Annotated in this window: 18 protein-coding genes; 12 read left to right on the forward strand and 6 right to left on the reverse strand. The window is 72.9% G+C overall.

The genetic code is table 11. The annotated features are described in order from the left end of the window. Positions 1-10: 10 nt before the first annotated feature. Entirely contained in the window at positions 11-673 is a 663-nt protein-coding gene (locus tag ACTEI_RS05445; RefSeq protein ID WP_122976641.1) for a hypothetical protein, read from the reverse strand. Between the two features lie 387 nt (positions 674-1060). Here ACTEI_RS05445 and ACTEI_RS05450 point away from each other — a divergent pair, with 387 nt between their 5' ends. Genes ACTEI_RS05450 through ACTEI_RS05465 form a run of 4 tightly spaced genes read left to right on the forward strand, consistent with a single transcriptional unit; the run spans position 1061 to position 5234 of the window. Then, the gene (locus tag ACTEI_RS05450; RefSeq protein ID WP_122976642.1) at positions 1061-3862 is read left to right on the forward strand and encodes a sensor histidine kinase; all 2802 of its coding nucleotides are present in this window, start codon (positions 1061-1063) and stop codon (positions 3860-3862) included. Next, positions 3862-4281 (forward strand): roadblock/LC7 domain-containing protein, encoded by a 420-nt coding sequence (locus ACTEI_RS05455; protein WP_122976643.1) that lies wholly within the window; start codon positions 3862-3864, stop codon positions 4279-4281. The genes ACTEI_RS05450 and ACTEI_RS05455 overlap by 1 nt, the downstream gene beginning before the upstream one ends. A 10-nt stretch (positions 4282-4291) precedes the next feature. Beyond that, complete coding sequence (locus ACTEI_RS05460; RefSeq protein ID WP_372443284.1) at positions 4292-4657, forward strand: DUF742 domain-containing protein; 366 nt, start codon at positions 4292-4294, stop codon at positions 4655-4657. Beyond that, positions 4638-5234 (forward strand): GTP-binding protein, encoded by a 597-nt coding sequence (locus ACTEI_RS05465; RefSeq protein ID WP_122976645.1) that lies wholly within the window; start codon positions 4638-4640, stop codon positions 5232-5234. The genes ACTEI_RS05460 and ACTEI_RS05465 overlap by 20 nt, the downstream gene beginning before the upstream one ends. Position 5235: 1 nt before the next feature. Here ACTEI_RS05465 and ACTEI_RS05470 read toward each other — a convergent pair whose 3' ends face one another. Next, positions 5236-6900, reverse strand: coding sequence for an AfsR/SARP family transcriptional regulator (locus ACTEI_RS05470; RefSeq protein ID WP_122976646.1), 1665 nt, complete (start codon positions 6898-6900; stop codon positions 5236-5238). A 112-nt stretch (positions 6901-7012) separates the two neighbouring features. On the opposite strand from ACTEI_RS05470, the gene ACTEI_RS05475 reads away from it, so the two are divergent. Continuing rightward, a complete protein-coding gene (locus ACTEI_RS05475; RefSeq protein WP_122976647.1) occupies positions 7013-7792 on the forward strand; it encodes a hypothetical protein in 780 nt (259 codons plus the stop codon). Positions 7793-7838: 46 nt separating this feature from the next. Here ACTEI_RS05475 and ACTEI_RS05480 read toward each other — a convergent pair whose 3' ends face one another. Beyond that, a complete protein-coding gene (locus ACTEI_RS05480) occupies positions 7839-8888 on the reverse strand; it encodes a LacI family DNA-binding transcriptional regulator (RefSeq protein ID WP_164465853.1) in 1050 nt (349 codons plus the stop codon). 65 nt (positions 8889-8953) lie between these two features. Further along, on the reverse strand, positions 8954-9151 hold the full coding sequence (locus tag ACTEI_RS05485) for a hypothetical protein (protein ID WP_122976648.1): 198 nt from the start codon (positions 9149-9151) through the stop codon (positions 8954-8956). Positions 9152-9261: 110 nt separating this feature from the next. Between ACTEI_RS05485 and ACTEI_RS05490 the strand changes: the two genes are divergently transcribed. Continuing rightward, positions 9262-10320 carry a lactonase family protein gene (locus ACTEI_RS05490; protein ID WP_122976649.1) on the forward strand — a complete coding sequence of 353 codons (1059 nt, stop codon included), beginning with the start codon at positions 9262-9264 and terminating at the stop codon, positions 10318-10320. Between the two features lie 248 nt (positions 10321-10568). Continuing rightward, positions 10569-12290: a substrate-binding domain-containing protein gene (locus ACTEI_RS05495; RefSeq protein WP_122976650.1), complete on the forward strand. Its 1722-nt coding sequence runs from the start codon at positions 10569-10571 to the stop codon at positions 12288-12290. Positions 12291-12356: 66 nt separating this feature from the next. Here ACTEI_RS05495 and ACTEI_RS05500 read toward each other — a convergent pair whose 3' ends face one another. After that, positions 12357-13490 carry an ROK family transcriptional regulator gene (locus tag ACTEI_RS05500; RefSeq protein WP_122976651.1) on the reverse strand — a complete coding sequence of 378 codons (1134 nt, stop codon included), beginning with the start codon at positions 13488-13490 and terminating at the stop codon, positions 12357-12359. A gap of 84 nt (positions 13491-13574) precedes the next feature. On the opposite strand from ACTEI_RS05500, the gene xylA reads away from it, so the two are divergent. From xylA to ACTEI_RS05525, 5 genes are all read left to right on the forward strand, one after another. After that, positions 13575-14759 carry a xylose isomerase gene (gene xylA, locus ACTEI_RS05505; protein ID WP_122976652.1) on the forward strand — a complete coding sequence of 395 codons (1185 nt, stop codon included), beginning with the start codon at positions 13575-13577 and terminating at the stop codon, positions 14757-14759. A 2-nt stretch (positions 14760-14761) separates the two neighbouring features. After that, positions 14762-16162 (forward strand): xylulokinase, encoded by a 1401-nt coding sequence (gene xylB, locus ACTEI_RS05510; RefSeq protein ID WP_122976653.1) that lies wholly within the window; start codon positions 14762-14764, stop codon positions 16160-16162. Positions 16163-16371: 209 nt separating this feature from the next. Further along, on the forward strand, positions 16372-17829 hold the full coding sequence (locus tag ACTEI_RS05515) for a pectinesterase family protein (RefSeq protein ID WP_122976654.1): 1458 nt from the start codon (positions 16372-16374) through the stop codon (positions 17827-17829). Positions 17830-17831: 2 nt separating this feature from the next. Then, positions 17832-19304, forward strand: coding sequence for an RICIN domain-containing protein (locus ACTEI_RS05520; RefSeq protein WP_122976655.1), 1473 nt, complete (start codon positions 17832-17834; stop codon positions 19302-19304). 155 nt (positions 19305-19459) lie between these two features. Continuing rightward, positions 19460-20914, forward strand: a complete 1455-nt coding sequence (locus tag ACTEI_RS05525) for an MFS transporter (protein ID WP_122976656.1) — start codon at positions 19460-19462, stop codon at positions 20912-20914. On the opposite strand, the gene ACTEI_RS05530 is transcribed toward ACTEI_RS05525, so the two are convergent. Then, entirely contained in the window at positions 20828-22453 is a 1626-nt protein-coding gene (locus ACTEI_RS05530) for a glycoside hydrolase family 13 protein (RefSeq protein ID WP_122976657.1), read from the reverse strand. The genes ACTEI_RS05525 and ACTEI_RS05530 overlap by 87 nt on opposite strands. Between the last annotated feature and the right edge of the window lie 8 nt (positions 22454-22461).

The following is a 22461-nucleotide window of genomic DNA, read 5'->3' on the forward strand; positions in this document are numbered from 1 at the left end:
GGGGTGCTCCTCAGCGGCTGGTGGCGTCGGGCCGGGTCGGGGCGACGCCGGGTTCAGGGGCGGGCTGGTCGGTCACGGAGTGCCTCTCGGCGGTGTCCGCCGTGGCCGTACCCGGTGCGGGTGCGGTCCGGGCGCCCGGCACCGGGTCCGCGCCGAGCAGGTCGGCGAAGAGCGCCCGGTAGTGGACCAGCGCCTGGCGCAGATCCTCGGTGCCGGTCCGGCCGTTCCTGCTGCGCACGCTGATGTCGTGGGCGGCGCGGTAGTGCTGCAGCGTGGCGGCGTGCTCGACGGAGAGGTCGGCGAGCTGCTCGGCGTAGTCGCCGGTCGGGTATCCGCGCTCGGCGATCAGCCGGGTGACCAGCTCGTCGGCGACCTCCACCGCCTCCGCCGGGTCGTCCACGAAACGGATCTGGACCTCTTCCCAGGCGGCGGCGTACTTCGCCCGGGACTCCGCGGTCAGCGGGCGCAGCTCCAGCTGGGCGTGCCGTTTGGTGCGTTCCAGCAGTTCGCGCTCCGCCTCGGTGCGGTTGCCGGTGTCGGCGACGACCCGGTCGTACTCCGGGCCGAACCGCTGCTGCAACCGGCGGCGCCGCGCGGCCCGGACCCCGAGCGCGATCGCGGCCAGCACCAGCAGGATGACGACGATCAGAACGATGGTGGCGGTGGGGGACATGGGGTTCCTCCTTCTTCGATAGGAGGTATTCCCACCCCCACCCGCTCGCCAATCGCCTTCGGCGGAACCCTTCGGAAACCGGTCGCGGTGCCGCGCTGTCACGGCGCGGTCACCGGGCGTCGGTGGATGTTTCCGGAGCGGGGTGGCCGGACGGTAGTCCTCTGTCGCATCTCCGACCGTCGCACGGTGACGGTCGGACCCGCTCCGTGATGGACAAACGGAATGGAAGGGAAGTTTCCGATGCTCCGGGAGCTAGCTGTGACGGACGTCTTTACGTATTCTTCCGGAGCGCATCTTGCCCGGGGCGCGGCCGAGCGCCTCTCCATCGGCCGGTTCCGGGCCGGTCGTGTGCCGCCGTTTCCTGCCGGACCCCTCGGGCGGAGCTTGATGAGAAGCCGCAACTGGTCGATCCGATCGAAGATCATCGCGATGGTCGCGGTGCCGCTCGCCGCGTTGCTCGCGCTCTGGATCTTCGCGACCGCGGCCACCATCGGCCCGGCGATGGATCTGCTGGCGGCCCGCGACGCGGTGCACCGGCTGGGCGACCCGGCGCTGCAGCTGATCGCCCAGTTGCAGCGCGAGCGCCACTTCTCCGCGGTGTACCTCGCCGCCGAGAAGACGCCGCTGACCGACCTGCGCGCTCAGCGCGCCGCCACCGACCAGGCGATCACCGGCTTCCGTGCGGCGGTCCGCGGGCTGGACATGTCCGACGAGCTGACGAACCGCACCGGCGTGCTGCTGAGCCGGCTCGACGCCCTGACCGGCGTCCGCAACCGGATCGACCGGCGCGACGTCCGCGTCGACTCCATGATGGACGCCTACAGCGACGTGGTCGACGCCGGTTTCGACGTCTCCACCTCCGCCGCGGTCTTCTTCCACGAGCGGGTCGACCGGGAGGTCCGCGGGCTGATCACCGGCTATCGCGGCCAGGAGTACCTGAGCCGGGTGGACGCGATGCTGGCCGGCGCGAACGCGATCGGGGTGATCGACGCCGGCTCCCGCGGCGAGGTGATCGAGAACATCACCACCTCGCGGTACCTGCTGCGCACCGGGGTGGCGGACATGCCGGAGCAGGCCCAGGGTGACTACGCCCGGCTGATCACCAGCTCGTCGTTCATCCGGCTGGACATCATGCAGAACCGGCTGATCGAGCAGAGCTACAGCGGCGGGGCGCCGCCGGTGGACGGCACCGAGTGGCAGCCGGTCTACGACCAGGTCTCCGCCGACCTGCGCGCCTTCGAGTTGCGTACGGTCGATCGGGTCGCCTCGGACGCCACCCCGCTCGCGGTCCGGGTGTTCCTCTGGCTCGGCCTGTCCGCCGGTCTCGGCCTGATCGCCTTCGTCCTGGCCATCTGGGTGTCGGTGCGGCTCGGCCGGTCGATCGTGGGCCGTCTGATCAAGCTGCGCCGGGAGGCGCTGGAGATGGCCGCCGAGCGGCTGCCCACCGTGGTGCGCCGGTTGCAGCGCGGCGAGGCGGTCGATGTGGACGTGGAGACGCCCCCGCTGGAGTACGGCCGGGACGAGATCGGCCAGCTCAGCCAAGCCTTCAACGACGTGCAGCGCACCGCCGTGGAATCCGCGGTCGAGGAGGCCAACGTCCGGCGCGGCATCAACGAGGTGTTCCTCAACATCGCCCGGCGCAGCCAGACGCTGCTGCACCGGCAGCTCTCACTGCTGGACAAGATGGAGCGCCGGGAGACCGAGCCGCAGGAGCTGGAGGACCTGTACCGGGTCGACCACCTCGCCACCCGGATGCGGCGGCACGCCGAGGACCTGGTCATCCTGGCCGGCGCGGCGCCCGGCCGGGGCTGGCGCAACCCGGTGCCGGTGATCGACGTGGTCCGGGGCGCGATCAGTGAGGTGGAGGACTACAAGCGGGTGGACATCCGCACGGTGGCCGCCTCCGCGCTGTACGGGCGCGCCGTCGGTGACGTCATCCACCTGCTCGCCGAGCTGATCGAGAACGCCGCCTCGTTCTCCCCGCCGCACACCCGCGTGCAGGTCTCCGGACAGGTGCTGCCGAACGGCTACGCGATCGAGGTGGAGGACCGCGGCCTGGGCATGACCCCGGAGGGCATCGAGGAGGCGAACCGGCGCCTGGCCGAGCCGCCCGAGTTCGACCCCGCGGACAGCGCCCGGCTGGGCCTGTTCGTGGTCGCCCAGCTGGCCGCCCGGCACCACATCCGGGTGTCGTTGCAGCCCTCGCCGTACGGCGGGATCACCGCGATCGTGCTGGTGCCCGGCGAGCTGGTCACCGAGGCGCCCGGCCCGGCCGCGCCGGCCGGCGTCCCCGGCGGCAGGAGCGCGCCGAAGGGCCGCAACGGCGCGCCGGTCGGGGCGGGTCCGGCCGATCCGATGCGGAACTCGCCGACCGCGGCGCCGGCGGTGCCGCGGCAGCGGGTCAACGGCGAGGCCGGACCGGCGGCGGCCGGGGAGAGCCGGACGCGGGTCAACGGCGATACCGGGGGGCCGGCGCCCAGCTCGATCGCGGCCGAGCTCAGCCCGGACGGCCTGGTCCAGCGGCGCCGGGTGCGGCGCGGCTCGGAGGCGACGCCGGCCGCGCTGCCGCCGGAGGCGACCCCCGGACGGCTGGACGACGTGGCCGGCGCGCTCGGCGCGCCGCGCGCGGTGCCGCGCAACTCCGGGCCGGTGCCACCGGCGGTACCGCCGGTTCCGGCCGGGCCGGGTATTCCGGCCGCGCCGTCGGTTCCGGCCGCGCCGCAGGTTCCGGCCGCGCCGCCCGCGGCCCCGGGCGCCGGTGCGGTGGGCTCCGCCCCGGCCGGGGAGGCCGGGGCCGACGAGGAAACCGCGCGGATCGGCCCGGACGGCCTGCCCAAGCGGGTCCGGCAGGCGAGCCTGGCGCCGCAGCTGCGGGAGCCGGTGGTCGAGCAACGGTCCACCGCGCCGGAGCGCACCCCGGAGCAGGTCCGTACGCTGATGAGCGCGCTGCAGCTGGGCACCGCCCGGGGCCGGATCCAGGCGTCCAAAGTGGCCGCGGCGCCGGAACCGGCGACGCGGGAGCCGGTCGGCGGCGGTGGCGGCGACGCCGGTTTCGCCGAGGCGGCTACCGTCACGTTCCCGGCGATCGTGGACGTGGCGGACGACGGGGGAAAGACAGTATCCGGGGCCGGGGGAGGCGCCGACGGCCCCGGCCGTGACGAAGTGAACAGGCCGGAGAAGGACGCATAGTGGCACAGACGACGAAGCAGAGCGCGAACCTCACCTGGCTCCTCGACGACCTCGTCGAGCGGGTGCCGACCGCACAGCAGGCCGTGGTGCTCTCCGCGGACGGCCTGATGCTGGGCGCATCGGCGGCGATGACCCGGGAGGACGCCGAGCACCTCTCGGCGATGGCGGCCGGGTTCCAGAGCCTGGCCAAGGGGGCGAGCCGGCACTTCCAGGCCGGCCAGGTCCGGCAGACGGTGGTGGAGATGGAGGAGGCCTTCCTCTTCGTCACCGCCGCCGGGCAGGGCGCCTGCCTGGCCGTGCTCGCCTCGGCCGACGCCGACCTGGGCCTGATCGCGTACGAGATGGCGATGCTGGTCACCCGGGTCGGGCAGACGATGAGCGCTCCGGAGCGCACCGTTTTGGCGCCCGATGCCCTCTGAGCCTGCGCGGATGGCACACGACTGGATGGACCACGAGGCCGGCCCGGTGGTCCGCCCGTACGCGATGACCCAGGGTCGTGTCGCGCCGTCCGGTGGCGACTTCGACCTGGTCGCGTTCGTGGTCGCCACCGTGCCGGACCTGGCGCCGGGCGTCGCGTTGCAGCCCGAGCACCACGCCATCGTCGCCGCCGCCTGGGAGCCGATCTCCGTGGTCGAGCTGGCGTCGCACCTGGACCTGTCGATCGGCGTGGTCCGGGTTCTTCTCGGTGATCTACGCTCAGCGGGTCTCATCTCGCTGTACGAACCCCCGGCGGCCTCGCAGCCGCACGACGTCGACGTACTCAAGGCGGTTGTCAATGGACTCCGTGCGCTCTGACCGCAACGGCGGCTCGCGCATCCCCGTGGCCCTCAAGATCTTGATTGCGGGCGGCTTCGGCGTGGGCAAGACCACCATGGTCGGTTCGGTCAGCGAGATCCGCCCGTTGCAGACCGAGGAGATCCTCACCGGGGCCGAGGGCGCCGACGACCTGTCCGGGGTGGAGGGCAAGACCACCACCACGGTGACCATGGACTTCGGCCGCATCACGATCACCGAGGACCTGCAGCTGTACCTGTTCGGCACGCCCGGCCAGGACCGGTTCTGGTTCCTCTGGGACGAGCTGTCGCAGGGTGCGCTCGGCGCCGTGGTGCTGGCCGACACCCGGCGGCTGGCCGACTGCTTCCCCTCGATCGACTATTTCGAGCAGCGTGGCACGCCGTTCGTGGTGGCGGTGAACTGCTTCGACACCGAGCAGCGGTTCGGCCCGGAGGCGGTGGCCCGCGCGCTGGACCTGGACCCGGGTGTGCCGGTGGTGCTCTTCGACGCCCGGGACCAGGTGGCCGCCCGCAACGTCCTGATCGAGCTGGTGGAGTACGTCGCCCGGCGACAGTACGCGGCGGCCGGCAGCCGCTGAGTCAGCCGGCCGGCGCGGGCTGCTGGCCCGGCGGCAGGCAGAGCAGCCAGGACTCGATCCGGCGCAGCTTGGCCGGGGCCAGCAGCCCGCGCGTCGCCAGGTCGGCGGGCTGCCGGTAGGGCCCGTTCTGGTACCGGTCCAGGGCGATCCGGTGTGCCTCGAACGGGGTCATCCCGGGCAGCCGGGCGAGCTCCTGCGCCGGGGCGTGGTTGAGGTCGACCAGCCCGCCGTCGTCGAAGAACCGGAGCAGGTCGGGCCGCCCGATGCCGGCCTGCACCGCGCCGGCCGGGTGGACCCCGGCGAACCGCCGGGCCAGGTCGCGGCGGGCCCGGGCGGACCGGGTGTCGCCGGGGTGTGCGGCCAGGATCGCCCCGTGGACCGCCGATGCCGGCCAGAGCAGCAGCATCGAGAGCACCGCGATGTCCTCGGCGGCGCTGGTGGTCTCGGACTCGACCGGGGTCGGGTCGACCGCGAACATCACCACGACGAACACCGCGAGCGCGGCGTAGAGCGCGGCGACGAGCAGGTGCCGCCGGCGGCCGCGTTGGACCGCCGCGTAGACGAAGTACACCCAGCCGGCGAATCCGCAGGTGAACAGCGGGAGCGCGGCCGCGGCCACGACCTGGAGCCAGGGGATCCGGCCGTGCCCGGGGCGCAGCATCGCGGTGGGCAGCGGCTCGATCGGCCAGAGCGGGTGGGGTGGCGCCGGCGATCCGGGCGCCGCCGGGTGGCCGGTTCGCGGGGCCGGTGGCGCCGGGTGGGGTGGCGCCGGCGATCCGGGCGCCGCCGGGTGGCCGGTTCGCGGGGCCGGCGGCGCCGGGTGGGGTGGCGCCGGCGATCCGGGCGCCGCCGGGTGGCCGGTTCGCGGGGCCGGCGGCGCCGGGTGGGGTGGCGCCGGCTGTTCGAGCTCCCCGCGCAGGATGCGGCGGTGCACCTGCTGCATCCGCTCACCCGGTTCGGCGCCGAGCTCGTCGAGGAAGTACTCCCGGGCGTCCCGGAACACGGCCAGCGCCTCGGCCTGCCGCCCGGCCCGGTACAGCGCGATCATGAGCTGGGCCCGCAGGCCCTCACGCAGCGGGAACTCGCCGGTCAGCCGGGTCAGTTCCGGCACCAGGCCGGGGTCGTCGCGGGCCAGCCCCAGCTGCGCCCACAGCTCCCAGGCGCCGGCCCGGTCCTCGGCCAGGCGGGCGCGGGCGGTGTCGAACAGCGGTCCGGTCAGCCCGTCGAGCGCGTCGCCGTGCCAGAGCGCGAGCGCGTCCGCGACGATGCCGGCGGCCGGCTCGTTCCGGCCGGCGCGGTGCTCGGCCACGGCGCGGGCGATCTCGGCCCGGAACACCTCGGCGTCGACGGCGTGCGGGTCGGTGCATAGCAGGTACCCACCGCCGGTCAGGGTGAGCCGTTCCCGGCCGAGGGCGCGGCGCAGGCCGGCCACGTACTTCTGGACCACGTTCGTGCCGTTCTCCGGCGGGTCCTCGCCCCACACCGCGTCGACGATCCGGTGGGTGGGCACCGCCCGGCCGGGATGCAGCAGCAGCACCGCCAGCACCGCGCGCTGCTTGGCCGGTCCCAGGTCGATCGGGTCGGCGCCCCGGAAGGCGCGCAGCGCACCGAGGATCTCGAACCGTGGTTCCGGCTCCACCCCGGCGACCCCCCTCCAGCAGCGCATTCGGCCGATCCGGCAGCCCGACGGCAGCCGGCGGCAGCATATCCGCAGCGCGACGGCAGCCCGATCGCGGAGGCTCTGCCGCGTCGATGGAAGTTCGCAGAGAGACGAAGCGATGACTGTGCTGACCAAGCGACTGGCCGCGGTGGCCGCCCTTCTCACGCTGGCCGGGTGCGGCGTGTCCGCGGAGGCGGGCGAGCCGGCGCCGGCGACGCCCGCGGAGACCCTCAAGCGCGGGGTGCCGACCGGCTCGGCCGAGACGTTCCACTACGCGATCGAGGGCGACGGCCAGACGTTCTCCGGCGTGGTCGACTCGTCGCGCAAGACGATGACGACCGATTACCGGGAGCGGATCCCGGAGACCGACATCACGCTCACCATGCGGTTCCTGGTGGTCGACGCCGACTCCTGGGCGAAGATCTCGTTCGGCGGCGCCACGGCCGGGCTGGGCCTGCCGAAGCTGCCGAAGAAGTGGATGCGGCTGGACACGGCGCGGCTGGGCGCGGACGCGCGGAAGGACCTGACGTACGCCGGCCAGTCCGACCCCGGCTTCGTCAGCACCCTGGTCGACGCGGCCGCCGGGCTCACCGAGACCTCGCCCGGTCACTTCGCCGGCACGGTGGACCTGACCCGGGCCACCGAGGCCGAGGTGGTCGACGCGGACACGCTGGCCGCGCTGGGGGAGCGGGCGAAGGCGGCGCCGTTCGAGGCGGTCCTGGACGCCCGGGGCCGGATCAGCACCGCGACCGTGCGGGTGCCCGCGGCCGGCAAGGCGAAGGCCACCACCTACCGGGTGACCTACGACCGGTACGGCACCGCCGCGTCGCCGGCCGCCCCGCGCGGCACGGAGCAGGTGGCCGCCCCGGCCGCGGCCTACGAGCTGCTCAACGGCTGAGATCACCGGGCGCGCGGGTCGGACGGGGGTCCGCGCGCCGGGTGTCTCAGGCCGGTGCCGGGCCGGTGCTGCCGCGGACCACGAGGGTGGCCGGCAGCAGCACCCGGGCCGCGTCACCCCGGTCCGGGCGCCGCAGCGCCGCGGTCAGCAGCGCCGCGGCGCTGCGGCCTTTCTCCTCCACGTCCTGCCGGACCGTGGTCAGTCCCGGCTGGATGCGGCTGGCCAGCGGGCTGTCGTCGAAGCCCACCAGGGACAGGTCGTCGGGCACGCGCAGGCCGAGGTCGTCGGCGGCCTGCCGGACGCCGACCGCGGTGGCGTCGGAGAAGCAGAGCACCGCGGTCGGCCGCTCCGGCCCGGACAGCAGCTCCCGGGCGTCGCGGCGGACGTCGTCGACCCGCTCGAACGGCTCCCGGATGATCAGCGGCCGGATCCCGGCCGGCTGCAGCACGTCGTCCCAGCCGAGGCGGCGCTGCACCGAGGCGTATCCCTCGGTCGGCACCGCGGCGGCGGTGAGCAGGCCGTACGGCCCGTGGGCGCCGACGGTGGCGTAGGCGATCCGGCGGTGGCCGAGGTCGAGCAGGTGCCGGGCGGCGGCCCGAGCACCCTCCCGGTCGGCGACGTTGACGCAGGCGTAGTCGTCGACCGGCGCCTGGTCGACGAAGACCAGCGGCAGCCGGCGGCGCTGCAACCAGGCGACCGCCGGTGAGGTGGGGTCGCAGGAGTAGACCAGGGCGCCGTCCATCGCGACGTCCCGGGCCGGGATCAGGTCGCCGGAGCCGGCCGAGGTGAGCAGCGTGATGGCCAGGCCGGTGGGGGCCAGCTCGTCGGCGATGGCGCCGAGGAAGCCGCCGGCCACCAGGTCGGTGAACGCGTAGCGCAGCGAGTCGGTGAGCAGGATGCCGATCGCGCCGGTGGTGCCCCTGGCGAGCGCGCGGGCGGTCGGGTCGGGCCCGGCGTAGCCCAGCTCCTGCGCCGCGTCCAGGATGCGCCGCCGCAGCTCGGGGGAGAGCTGGTCGGGCCGGGAGAACGCGTTCGACACCGTCATCCGGCTCACGCCGACGCGATCGGCGATGGTCTGCAACGTCACCCTGGGCACTGCTACACCGTAGGTCGGGCGGGCGGCGCGCCTCCAGCCGGACGGTGGCCGGAGGCGCGCCCCCGTCACTGGAAGAGGGCTTCGGGCCGGCGTCCGGCCGGGGCGACGGCGGCGGACACCCGGTAGAGCATGCGGGCCAGCGACAGGCGCAGGCGCGGCGTGCCCGGCGCGGCGGTGGCGACCACCGGGGCGTCCGGGCGGGCGCTGAGCAGCTCGCGGTTCGTGTCGTGCAGTCCCCGCAGGTAGGCGGCGGGCAGTTCCATGAGGTCCTCCCTGACTGGCTTCTGTACCGGTACAGTAAGCCCCGGTTTCTATACCGGTCAAGAAGAGTTGCCTGCCAAGTTTTCCGGCCGTTCTGTGGTGGGATCGGGGCATGGGCGCGAACGCTGAGTACGTCTTCGTCGGTTGCTACACGGATGACAAGGGTGGTGAGGGCGACGGCATCACCCTGCTGCGACGCGACCCGGCCACGGGTGAGCTGACCCGGCTCGGGCTGGCCGCGCGCACCCCGTCACCGTCCTTCCTGGCCCAGCACCCCACCCTGCCGGTGCTCTACGCGGTCAACGAGCTGGACGAGGGCACGATCTCCGCCTTCAGCGTCGCCCCGGACTGCGCGCTGATCCCGCTGGCGGTCCGGCCCACCGGCGGCGCCGACCCCTGCCACCTCGCGGTCACCGCGGACGGCCGGCACCTGGTGGTCGCCAACTACTCCAGCGGGTCGGTCGCCGTGCACCCGCTGGACGCCGAGGGCGCCCCGGGCGAGCGCAGCGATCTGCTCACCCTCGCCGGCTCCGGGCCGGACCGGGAGCGCCAGGCCGGCCCGCACGCGCACATGGTCGTGCCCGACCGTAACGGCCCGGAGCTGCTGATCTGCGACCTGGGCTCGGACCGGGTCTGGCGCTCCCGGCTGGACCCGGTCTCCGGCCGGCTGGCGCTGCCCGAGCCGGCGGTCGAGGCCGAGCCGGGCACCGGGCCGCGGCACCTGATCCGCTCGGCGGACGGCGCGCTGGTCCTGGCCGGCGAGCTGAGCGGCACGCTGAGCTGGTACCGGGCGGCCGGTGGCCCGGTGTACGAGGCGCGCGGCAAGATCTCGGCCAGCGAGGCGGCCGGCGCGGTCCACCCGTCCGAGGTGACCATGGGCCGGGACGGCCGGTTCGTGTACCTGGCGAACCGCGGGCCGGACACCGTGTCCACCTTCGCGTGGGACGGCGAGACCGCCACCGCGGTCGCCGAGACGTCCACCGGCGGGGTGTGGCCGCGCCATATGGTCTTGATTGGCGATCACCTCTACGTAGCCAATCAGCGTTCACACAACGTGACGGTTTTCCGGATCGATCCGGACAGCGGAATTCCCGCTCCGGCGGGTGAGCCGACGGCCGAGCCGAGCCCCACCTGCCTGCTCCGCTGGAACCCTTCGATGATCAGGCCGTAGGCCGCAGCGGGCAGCCGGACACGTTGGTGATCAATCCGAGGAAATCCGGCGGCCGGCTGTCCGAAGTTGATACTGAGCGAGATGCGCCGGTCACGGTCAGTGTTTTCTAGATCGGAGAACGCCAATCTGAGTAACTTTCGACCGAACGTATATGGCATTCAGGTCCTGGGATGCGCACTATGGAGCGCGTGTCTGGCCGCCATCGTAGAAACTTCAACTTAAACGGGGCGAGCGTCGTCGGCGGTGCGATGGCGATCGTCGTCGTAATCGCGGGGACGTGGTTCGCCTATAGCGAGCTGGCCGATTCCGGCTGCAGTGGCTCGATCAAGCTGAACGTCGCCGCGGCCCCGGAGATCTCACCCGCTGTCACCCAGGCCGCGCAGAAGTGGTCGCAGGCCGGTGGCAACGTCAACGGCACCTGTGTCTCGGTCGCGGTGAGCAGCGCGGCGTCGGCCGACGTCGCCAGCGCCATCGCCCGCGAGCACGGGGTGAACCTGACCGGCCTGGGCGACCCGTCCGGCTCGATCACGGTGCCCGACGTCTGGGTCCCCGACTCGTCCACCTGGCAGCTGCGCCTGCAGAACGAGGCGTCCGGCTTCGTGCCCACCAAGGTCACCTCGGTGGCGCAGAGCCCGCTGGTCGTCGCGGTGCCCGAGCCGATCGCCGAGAGCGCCGGCTGGCAGGGCCGCAAGGTGTCGTGGAACGCGCTGCTGGGGCAGCTCAACTCGACGACCGCGGAGGCGCCCAAGTTCGGCATCGTCAACCCGGCCCGGGACGCCTCCGGTCTGATCACGCTGATGTCGGTCGGCCAGTCGATCGGCACCGGCAACGGGGCCCTGGAGAAGCAGGCGCAGGCGCTCACCTTCCTCTCCAAGGACCTCTCGCAGCTGCGTGACGAGCTGCTGGAGCGGTTCCCGAAGTCCGCCGACGAGGCCGACCTCGCGGAGAGCCTGGGCGCGGCGCCGCTGTCCGAGGAAGACGTGATCTCGTACAACGCCAAGCGTCCGCCGGTCGAGCTCAGCGCGATCTACCTGGAGCCGAGCGCGGTCCCGCTGGACTATCCGTACTCGATCCTGCCGCAGGTCGTGGACGGCCAGAAGGTGAGCGCGGCGCAGGAGTTCCTGAAGCAGCTGACCTCCTCGTCGTTCAAGAACCAGCTCGCCGCGCAGGGGCTGCGCGCCCCGGACGGCACGTACGGTTCCGGGTTCGGCGCGCCGGCCGGCGCGCCCAAGGCCTCCCCGCCGATCAACTCCGGGACCTCCGGCGGCGGTGACGAGGGGGGCACGGCCGCGGCCGGTCTGGACGCCAGCTCGGTGAGCAAGGTGGTCGGCACCTGGAACGCGATCACGCAGCCCGGCCGGGTGCTGGCGGTCTTCGACGTCTCCGGCTCGATGGACAACGTGGTGCCGACCGCGGGCAACCGAACCCGGGCGCAGGTCACCCAGGCGGCCGCCACGGCCGGGCTGAAGCTGTTCAGCGACGAGTGGGCGGTCGGTGTGTGGCGCTTCTCCACCGAGATGGGCCCGGGTAAGCGGCCCTGGCAGGAGCTCGTCCCGATCACCCCGCTGAGCAGCGGGCGCGACCGGGTGGAGGCGACCATCCCGCAGCTGAACCCGAAGCCGGAGGGCAACACCGGGCTGTACGACACGGTGCTCGACGCCTACAACTACGCCAAGTCGCACTGGAAGAAGGGCAAGGTCAACTCGGTCATCCTGTTCACCGACGGGAAGAACGAGAACGACGACGGCATCAGCCAGGACAAGCTGCTCGCCGAGCTGAAGAAGGCCCAGGACCCGACCCGCTTCGTCCGGCTGGTGCTGATCGGCATCGGCGACGAGGTGGACAAGGGCGAGCTCAACAGGATCCATGACGCGGTGAAGTACAGCGGCGTCTACTTCGCCGAGGACCCCGCGAAGATCAGCGACATCTTCCTGCAGGCGATCGGCTCGCGGACCGGCCTCAACGGCTGAGATCGTGCGCGCGGCGAGGCGGCCGTCATCCCCGGCGGGATGGCGGCCGCCTTTCGCGTACGACGGTCAGCCCACCCGCCGCAGCCACGCCGCCGGGTCGTCGCGCACCCGCCGGATCACCGCGTCCGCCGCTCCCCGCACCGCGGCATCCGCGCCGAGCCGTGCGGCCCGCACCGTGACCGGCGCCAGCCCGGCGGTCAGCACCCGCCGCCGCAGCTGCGTCTCGATCCCGTCGCGCAGCCGGTCGAAGTACGGCCCGTACGCCCCGCCGAGCACGATCACCGGCACGTCCAGCAGGTTGACCACCGCGGACAGTGCGATCCCGAGCGCCGCGGCGGCCAGCGGCTCACCGGCGGCCAACGCTTCCTGACCGGCGTACTGCTCCAGGCAGCCGGTCGCGCCGCAGCGGCAGGGCCGCCCGTCCGGGAACACCGTCAGGTGCCCGATCTCGCCGCTCCAGCCCCGCACGCCGCGGTACAGCTCGCCGTCGATCACCAGCCCGGCCCCGATCCCGATCTCGCCGGAGACGTACAGGAAGGTGGGGTCGCCGCCGGCCACCCGCAGCTCGCCGAGCGCGGCCAGGTTGGCCTCGTTGTCGACGGCCAGCGGCAGGTCGGCGAGCTCGGGCACGGCGCGCAGCTGCGCCGGCGCGTCCACCTCCTGCCAGCCCAGGTTGGGCGCGACCCGGACCAGCCCGGCGGGGGAGACCAGGCCGGGCACGGCGAGCGTGGCGCCGGCCACCACCAGGCCGTCGGCCTCGGCGGCGAGCCGGGCCCGGGCGGCGAGCCGGCCCAGCGCGGCCAGCGCGCCGGCGGCCCCGGCCGGGCGCTGGTCGGCGTGCTCGGTGAAGCGCTGGCGGACGGTGCCGGTCAGGTCGACGACGCAGGCGGCCAGGTAGTCGACGTTGATCTCGCAGCCGAGTCCGGCCGGGCCGGCCGAGGTGAGCGCGAGCCCGGCCGCCGGCCGCCCGGCCCCGGTGCGCGGCGGCGGGTCGAGCTCGATCAGCAGCCCGCCCTCGATCAGGTCGTCGACCAGCGCCGAGACGGTGGCCCGGGTCAGTCCGGTGGCGGCCGCGACGGCGGCCCGGGAGGGTGGATCCGCGCTGTTGGCCACGGTGTTCAGCACCAGCGCGAGATTATGGGCTCGCACGCTGGACTGCCGGACGGGGGCGCTCGAGGGGGAGGAGATCCGGGCCGTCACGGTCTTGACAATGCCATACCCCGCCCAAATAATTCAGCCAATAAACAAATCGCAGCTGTTTCCTGCGTTTCGTGGAGGTAACCCGTGTCGCTCCAGGCCACACGCGAAGACAAGTTCTCCTTCGGTCTCTGGACCGTCGGCTGGCAGGCGCGCGACCCGTTCGGTGACGCCACCCGGCCCGCCCTCGACCCGGTGGAGGCGGTGCACAAGCTGGCCGAGATCGGTGCGTACGGCATCACGTTCCACGACGACGACCTGGTGCCGTTCGGCGCGGACGCGCAGACCCGCGACGGCATCGTCGCCGGGTTCAAGAAGGCGCTGGACGAGACCGGCCTGATCGTGCCGATGGTGACCACCAACCTGTTCACCCACCCGGTGTTCAAGGACGGCGGCTTCACCAGCAACGACCGCTCCGTCCGGCGGTACGCCATCCGCAAGGTGCTGCGCCAGATGGACCTCGGCGCCGAGCTGGGCGCCAAGACCCTGGTGCTGTGGGGCGGCCGCGAGGGCGCGGAGTACGACTCGGCCAAGGACGTCAAGGCCGCGCTCGACCGTTACCGCGAGGCCCTCAACCTGCTCGCGCAGTACTCCGAGGACCGCGGCTACGGCTTCCGCTTCGCCATCGAGCCGAAGCCGAACGAGCCCCGCGGCGACATCCTGCTGCCCACCGCCGGGCACGCCATCGCGTTCGTGCAGGAGCTGGAGCGCTCCGAGCTGTTCGGCATCAACCCCGAGGTCGGCCACGAGCAGATGTCGAACCTCAACTTCGCCCAGGGCATCGCCCAGGCGCTGTGGCACGGCAAGCTCTTCCACATCGACCTGAACGGCCAGCACGGCCCGAAGTACGACCAGGACCTGGTCTTCGGCCACGGCGACCTGCTCAACGCGTTCGCCCTGGTCGACCTGCTGGAGAACGGCCCGGACGGCGGCCCGGCCTACGACGGCCCGCGGCACTTCGACTACAAGCCGTCGCGCACCGAGGACTTCGACGGCGTCTGGGCGTCGGCCGCGGCCAACATCCGGATGTACCTGCTGCTCAAGGAGCGGGCCAAGGCGTTCCGCGCCGACCCGGAGGTGCAGGAGGCGCTGGCCGCGTCGCGGGTGGCCGAGCTGAGCACGCCGACGCTGAACCCCGGCGAGACCTACGCCGACCTGCTCGCCGACCGCAGCGCGTTCGAGGACTTCGACGCCGACGCCGCCGGCGCTCAGGGCTACGGCTTCGTCCGGCTGAACCAGCTCGCGATCGAGCACCTGCTCGGGGCGCGCTGACCATGGCGCTGGTTGCCGGGATCGACAGCTCCACCCAGTCCTGCAAGGTCGTCGTCCGGGACGCCGAGACCGGGAAACTCGTCCGGCAGGGCCGGGCAAGCCACCCGGACGGCACCGAGGTGCATCCGGACGCCTGGTGGGCGGCGTTGCAGCAGGCGATCGAGGAGGCCGGCGGCCTGGACGACGTGGCCGCCGCGTCGGTCGCCGGCCAGCAGCACGGCATGGTCGTGCTGGACGAGAACGGTGACGTGGTCCGCCCGGCGCTGCTGTGGAACGACACCCGCAGCGCCGGCGCGGCCGCCGACCTGATCGCGGAGCTCGGCGGCGCGGACCGGTGGGCGGAGGCGGTCGGCATCGTGCCGGTCGCCAGCTTCACCCTGACCAAGCTGCGCTGGCTGGCCCGCCACGAGCCGTCGAACGCGGCCCGGGTGGCCGCGGTCTGCCTGCCGCACGACTGGCTCACCTGGAAGCTGTCCGGTTCCACCGACCTCGCCGACCTGCGGACCGACCGCAGCGACGCCAGTGGCACCCTCTACTGGTCCGCCAGGACCGGGCAGTACCGGCCCGACCTGCTGGAGCTCGGCTTCGGCCGGCCGCTGCGGGTGCCCGAGGTGCTCGGCCCGACCGGTGTCGCCGGGCACCTGCGCAACGGCGCGCCCCTGGGGCCGGGCGCCGGTGACAACGCGGCGGCCGCTCTCGGCGCCGGCGCGCTGCCCGGCGACGTGATCGTCTCGATCGGCACGTCCGGCACCGTGTTCGTCTCGTCGGACACGGCGCCGGTCGACCCGAGCGGCACGGTGGCCGGCTTCGCCGACACCACCGGGCGGTTCCTGCCGATCGTGGTCACCCTCAACGCCGCCCGGGTGCTGGACGCGGCCGCCAAGCTGCTCGGCGTCTCGCACGAGGAGCTGTCCCGGCTCGCGCTCGCCGCGCCGGCCGGTGCGGACGGCCTGGTCCTGGTGCCGTACCTGGAGGGGGAGCGGACCCCGAACCGGCCGGACGCCACCGGCGCGATCCACGGGCTCACCCTCCGCACGTCCGACCCGGCGCACCTGGCCCGGGCCGCCGTCGAGGGGATGCTCTGCGCCCTCGCCGACGGGCTGGACGCGCTGGTCGCGCACGGCGCCGAGGCGAACCGGATCGTGCTGGTCGGCGGTGGGGCGCGCAGCGAGGCGGTCCGCCGCGTCGCGCCCGCGCTGTTCGGCAAGCCGGTGCTGGTCCCGCCGCCCGGCGAGTACGTCGCCGACGGCGCGGCCCGCCAGGCCGCGTGGGTCACCGCGGGCGGGAGCGCCCCGCCCGTCTGGTCCGCGGAAACCCCTGCGCTGTACGAGGACGCGCCCGTCCCGCTCATCCGCGAGCAGTACGCCGCCGCCCAGCACGCCGTGCTGGACCGCGCCCGCTGACCGCCCGAGCGACCCGGTTCCGGCCGGTTCCCGCGGTGTCTCGAGGCCCCCCGAGACACCGCGGCGAACCGGCCGGAACCTTTTTCGCCAGAACCTGTTGTCACGCCCCCACGGCGGCATCTACGTACCGGCAGCCTCGATCGGTCCTCGATCGCGGGCGGCCCGGCCGACACCCCCTCGGCCGATCCCCGTGCGTAGGAAGGACCGCAGTGCCAGAGGGAAGATCTCGCAAGCGGAAACTGTTCGGCGCGGCGGCCGCCGTCGCCGTGCCGGCCGGCCTGATCGGCTGGGCGGTGCTGCCGTCGGACGCGGCCGTGGCGCCGGTGGCCGGCAGCACGTACACGCTGGCGGTGAAGAAGAGCGGCATGTGCCTGGACGTGCCGTCGGCGTCGAAGGACAACGGCGCGCTGTTGCAGCAGTGGGGTTGCACGTCGGGCGCGGCGTGGCAGCGGTTCACGCTGGTGGCGGCCGGGTCGGCGTACCTGATCCGGAACGTGAACAGCGGCAGGTGCGTCGACGTGCCGGGCGCTTCGACGGTGTCGGGCACGCGGGTGCAGCAGTGGGGTTGCGCGAGCGGGCAGAGCAACCAGCAGTGGAAGCTGACGGCGAGCGGGACGGGTACGTACCAGATCGTCAATGTCGGTACCGGACTGTGCCTGTCCGACCAGGCGGCGTCGACCGCCTCGGGCGCGGCGATCATCCAGGAGACGTGCACCGCCAACAGCAACAAGCAGTGGGCGTTCAACCCGGTCGGTTCCACCGCGACCCCGACCGCGACCGCCGGCTCGTACACCGTGGCGTCCGACGGGACCGGTAGGTACAAGACGGTGCAGGCGGCGATCAACGCGGTGCCGGCGAACAACACCGGCCGGGTCACCATCACGATCAAGCCCGGGACCTACCGTGAGGTCGTCACGGTGCCGGCCAACAAGCCGTACATCACGCTCGAGGGCGGTGGCAGCGCGGCGTCCGACGTGGTGATCGTCTACAACAACTCCGCGCACACCAGCGGAACCTCGGGCAGCGCGAGCGTGGCGGTCGCCGGCAAGGACTTCGTCGCGAGCAACCTCACGTTCGCCAACGACTACGACGAGGACACGTACGCCGACGGCGACCAGGCCGTGGCCCTGAAGATCGACGGCGACCGGGCGCAGCTGGACAACGTCCGGGTGCTCGGCGACCAGGACACCCTGCTGATCAACAGCGGCCGGACCTACGTGCGCAACTCGTACGTCGAGGGCACCGTCGACTTCATCTTCGGCAGCGGCACCGCGGTCTTCACCGCGACGAAGATCTACGAGAAGCGGACCACCGGCGGCCCGATCACCGCGGCCCGCACGGACCCGGCCAACCCGTACGGCTTCCTCTTCCACAGGTGCACGATCACCGGCGCCACCAACAACACCACCCAGCTGGGCCGCCCGTGGGGCCCGACCGCGCAGGTGCTGTTCCGCGAGAGCAGCCTCAGCGCCACCATGAGGACCGCCCAGCCGTGGACCGACATGTCGGGCAACTCCTGGAAGAACGCCCGGTTCCTGGAGTACCGCAACACCGGCCCGGGCGCGACCGCCAACAGCAACCGGCCGCAGCTCAGTGACGCGCAGGCCGCCAACTACACCCCGCAGAGGTACCTGGCGGGCTCGGACAACTGGAACCCGGTGGGTTGATCATGACAATCTCGACGAAGCGGGCCGCGCTGACGGCCGTCGTCCTCGCCGTCCCGGCGGCGATCATCGGGTGGGCGGTGCTGCCGTCGGACGCGGCGACCGTCCCGGCCGCGGGCGGCACGTACACGTTGACGGTGACGAAGAGCGGCAAGTGCATCGACGTGCCGTCGGCGTCGAAGGACAACGGCGCGCTGCTGCAGCAGTGGGGTTGCACGTCCGGCGCGGCGTGGCAGCAGTTCACGCTGGTCGCGGCCGGGTCGAACTACCTGATCCGGAACGTGAACAGCGGCAGGTGCATCGACGTGCCGGGCGCCTCGACCGCCTCCGGCACGCGGCTGCAGCAGTGGGGTTGCGCGAGCGGGCAGGCCAACCAGCAGTGGAAGCTGACCGCCGGCGGCGCCGGCACCTACCAGATCGTCAACGCCGGCAACGGCCTGTGCATCTCGGACCAGGGCGCGTCGACCGCCTCCGGCGCGTCGATCATCCAGGAGACCTGCACCGCCAACTCCCACAAGCAGTGGACGTTCAACCCGGTCACCACCGCCACCGCGACGGACGGCCCGACCGCCGGCGGCCGCACCTGGTCGAACACCGCGGACGGCTTCGCCTCCACCGGCGGCGGGACGACCGGCGGCGCGGCCGGCCCGACGGTCACCGTCACGACCCTGGCCGACCTGACGAAGTACGTCACGGCCACCGAACCGTACGTGATCAAGGTGGCCTCGGCGATCACGGTCATCCCGAAGGGCACCGAGCTGAAGGTGAAGTCGAACAAGACCATCGTCGGGGTCGGCACCAGCGGCCACATCGTCGGCGGCGGCTTCTTCCTCGGCGCCGGGGTGCGCAACGTGATCATCCGGAACCTGACCATCCGGGACGCGGCGATGACCGAGGACGACCCGGACGACAAGGTCTACGACCACGACGGCATCCAGATGGACACCGCCGACCACGTCTGGATCGACCACAACACCATCACCAGCATGAACGACGGCCTGATCGACAGCCGCAAGGACACCTCGTACCTGACCGTGTCGTGGAACATCCTGGCGAACCAGAACAAGGCGTTCGGCATCGGCTGGACCGACAACGTGACCGCGCGGATGACCATCCACCACAACTGGATCCACGACACCAACCAGCGCAACCCGAGCGTGGACAACGTGGCGCTGGCCCACCTCTACAACAACTACATGCAGAACATCACGTCGTACGGCAACCTGTCGCGGGGCTCGACGAAGCTGGTGCTGGAGAACAGCTACTTCGACCACGTGGCGAACCCGTACAACGTCGACGACCCCGCGAAGGGTCAGCTCAGGCAGTCCGGCAGCATCGTGGTGAACTCGTCCGGCAGGCAGGTCACCAACGGCTCCGCGTTCAATCCGTCCAGCTACTACCCGTACACGCTGGACGCCGCCGCGGACGTGCCCGCGCTGCTGAAGAAGTACGCCGGTCCGCAGGCCGACATCGGCTGAGCTGACCGGCCGCGCTGCGCCCGGCGATGACCCGGAGTGCCGAGAACGACCAGCGAAGCGTGGTCGTCCTCGGCACTCACGTCATCGCCGGGCGGAATGCGTGGTCGCCGACCGGCGGCGGCGCAGCACGGCGCGGCGGCTAGCCTTCTCCCGTGATGAGCAGGGGCGGGGCCACGCACCGCGGCTACAGCGTCGTGGTCTTCGTGCTCCTGGCCTCCCTGGACAACGTGGCGATCGGCATCGTGCCGCCGCTGTACGGCAGCATCGCCGGCGACTTCGGCGTGGGCGAGGGGCACATCGCCCTGGCCACCACGATCATGTTCGGCATCAGCGCGGTCGCCGCGATCGGCTGGGCGTACGCCGGTGACCGCACCGATCGCAAACCGGTGCTGATCCTGGGCACGGTGATCTGGGTCGCCGGCACCGCATGGTCCGGGCTGGCCGGCGGCTACGGCTGGTTCCTCGGCGCCCAGGTGCTCGCCGCGGTCGGCCTGGGCGCGGTCGCCTCGGTGAGCTTCTCGGTGGTCAGCGACCTGATCTCGCCGCGCCGCCGGGGCCTGGTGATGAGTTTCTGGGGCCTGTCGCAGGGCGTCGGCACGCTGGCCGGCACCCTGACCGGCGGGATCCTCGGGCACACCGACTGGCGCCGGCCGTTCCTGGTCACCGCGGTCGCCGGGCTCGCCGCCACGCTGGCCTACCTGTTCACCTACAACGTGCCGCGCGGCGACAGCCAGCCCGAGCTGGCCGGGGTCGACTACGACGAGCGTATCCACCACGACCACCTGCCGGTCATCCTCGGCCGGCGCACCAACGTCTGGCTGATCCTGCAGGGCGGCACCGCGCAGATCGCCTTCGGCTCGCTGGTCTGGCTGCCGGTGCTGTTCCGCGCCCGGGCCGAGGACCAGGGGTACTCGACGCCGACCGCGGTGCTGGTCGGCAGCGTGTTCGCGACCGTCTTCCAGCTCGGCGCGGCGCTGTCGATCCTCGGCGGGCTGGCCGGGGACCGGCTGCAACGCCGTACGCCCCGGGGCCGTGCCCTGGTCGCGGCGATCGGCGTGCTCGCCGCCGTGCCGTTCTACGTGGTGTTGTTCTTCGTCCCGATGCGGATCACCGTGCCGGACGGCGCGGGCACCGGCGCGGTGATCCGTGGCGTGCTGGACAACGTGGTGACCGAGCCGACCGTCGCCGCCTGCCTGGCCACCGCGGTCTTCGCGCTGATGCTGACCTCGGCCAACTCGCCGAACTGGTTCGCCATGATCGCCGACGTGAACCCGCCCGAGCACCGGGGCACCGTCTACAGCCTGGGCAACCTGGTCAACGGCGCCGGCCGGGCCGGCGGCAACGCCCTGGTCGGGGTGGCCTTCCAACGGCTGTCCGGGGCCTTCCCGCCGCCGCTGAACTACGCGGTCGGGCTGGCCGCGTTCCAGCTCTTCTTCATCCCCACCGGGATCATGTACTGGCTGGCCAGCAGGACGGTCGCGGCGGACATGGCCGCCACCCACGCCGCCCTGCTGGCCACCGCGTCAGGCAAGCGCCCACACGGTGACGTCGGTGGGGACCCGGCCGTCGACGTCGAGCGGCTCACTGCTGAGCAGGACCCGGACGCCTGACGGCAGCGCGACCGGCTCGGCGCCGAAGTTGGTCAGCACCAGGATCCCACCGTTGCGGAACGCCAGCACGTCGGCGCCGCCGCCCTCCCACGCCAGGCTCCCGTCGCCGAGAGCGTGCTCGCGGCGCAGCCGCAACGCCGACCGGTACAGCTCGTACGTCGAGCCGGCCACGTCCACCTGACGGTCCAGGGCGTACTCCGCCCAGGTTGCCGGCTGCGGCAGCCAGCTGCGGTCGGCCGGGCCGAACCCGTACGACGGGGCGTCCGCCTCCCACGGGATCGGCACCCGGCAGCCGTCCCGGCCGCGTTCGGCGTGCCCGGACCGCTCCCAGGCCGGATCCTGCCGGAACTCGTCGGCCAGCGTGGTGTGCTCCGGCAGCCCCAGCTCCTCACCCTGGTAGAGGTAGGCCGACCCGGGCAGGCCCAGCATCAGCAGGATGGCCGCCCGCGCCCGGCGCAGCCCCAGCCCGGTGTCCGGCTGCGGGTCGTCGGCCCCGATCCCCGGCTTGCGGCCCTCGGTGACCGGATAGCCGAGCCGGGACGCGTGCCGCACCACATCGTGGTTGGACAGCACCCAGGTGGTGGTCGCGCCGACCGCTCCAGTGGCCGCCAGCGAGGAGTCGATCACCTCGCGCAGCTGCGCCGGCGACCACGGCGCCTCCAGGTACGGGAAGTTGAACGCCTGGTGCATCTCGTCCGGCCGGACGTAGCGGGCCAGCCGGTCCTCGGGCTGCACCCAGGCCTCGGCGACCAGGATCCGGCCGCCCGGGTAGCCGTCCAGCACCGCCCGCCACTGCCGGTAGATGTCGTGCACGCCCTCCTGGTCCCACATCGGCGGCGGCGGACCGGCCGGCTCCAGGCCGCCGAGCACCACGGCCGGCTGCGTCCAGTCGGTCAGGTCGGCGTCCTTGATCAGGCCGTGCGCCACGTCCACCCGGAAGCCGTCCACCCCGCGGTCCAGCCAGAACCGCAGGATGTCGAGGAACTCCGCGCGGACCTCCGGGTGGTCCCAGTTGAGGTCGGGCTGGGAGACGTCGAACAGGTGCAGGTACCACTGCCCGTCGTCGAGGCGCTGCCAGGCGGACCCGCCGAAGACGCTCTGCCAGGAGTTGGGCGGCTCCGCGCCGTCCGGGCCCCGGCCCTCGCGGAAGATGTACCGCTCCCGTTCGGGGCTGCCGGGCGGGGCGGCGAGGGCGGCCCGGAACCAGGCGTGCTCGCTGGAGGTGTGGTTGGGCACCAGATCCACGATGATCTTCAGGCCCAGGTCGTGCGCGGTGGCGATCAGCTTGTCGGCGTCGCCGAGGGTGCCGAAGCGCGGGTCGACGTCGCGGTAGTCGGCGACGTCGTACCCGGCGTCGTGCTGCGGGCTGACGTAGAACGGGGAGAGCCAGACGGCGTCCACGCCGAGCTCCCGGAGGCGGGGCAGGCGCGCGGTGATGCCGGGCAGATCGCCCATGCCGTCGCCGTTGCCGTCGGCGAACGAGCGTGGGTAGATCTGGTAGATGACGGCGTCGCGCCACCAGGCGTCAGTGGAGGGCATGACGCCCA

Source organism: Actinoplanes teichomyceticus ATCC 31121 (genome assembly GCF_003711105.1).
GTDB classification, from domain to species: domain Bacteria; phylum Actinomycetota; class Actinomycetes; order Mycobacteriales; family Micromonosporaceae; genus Actinoplanes; species Actinoplanes teichomyceticus.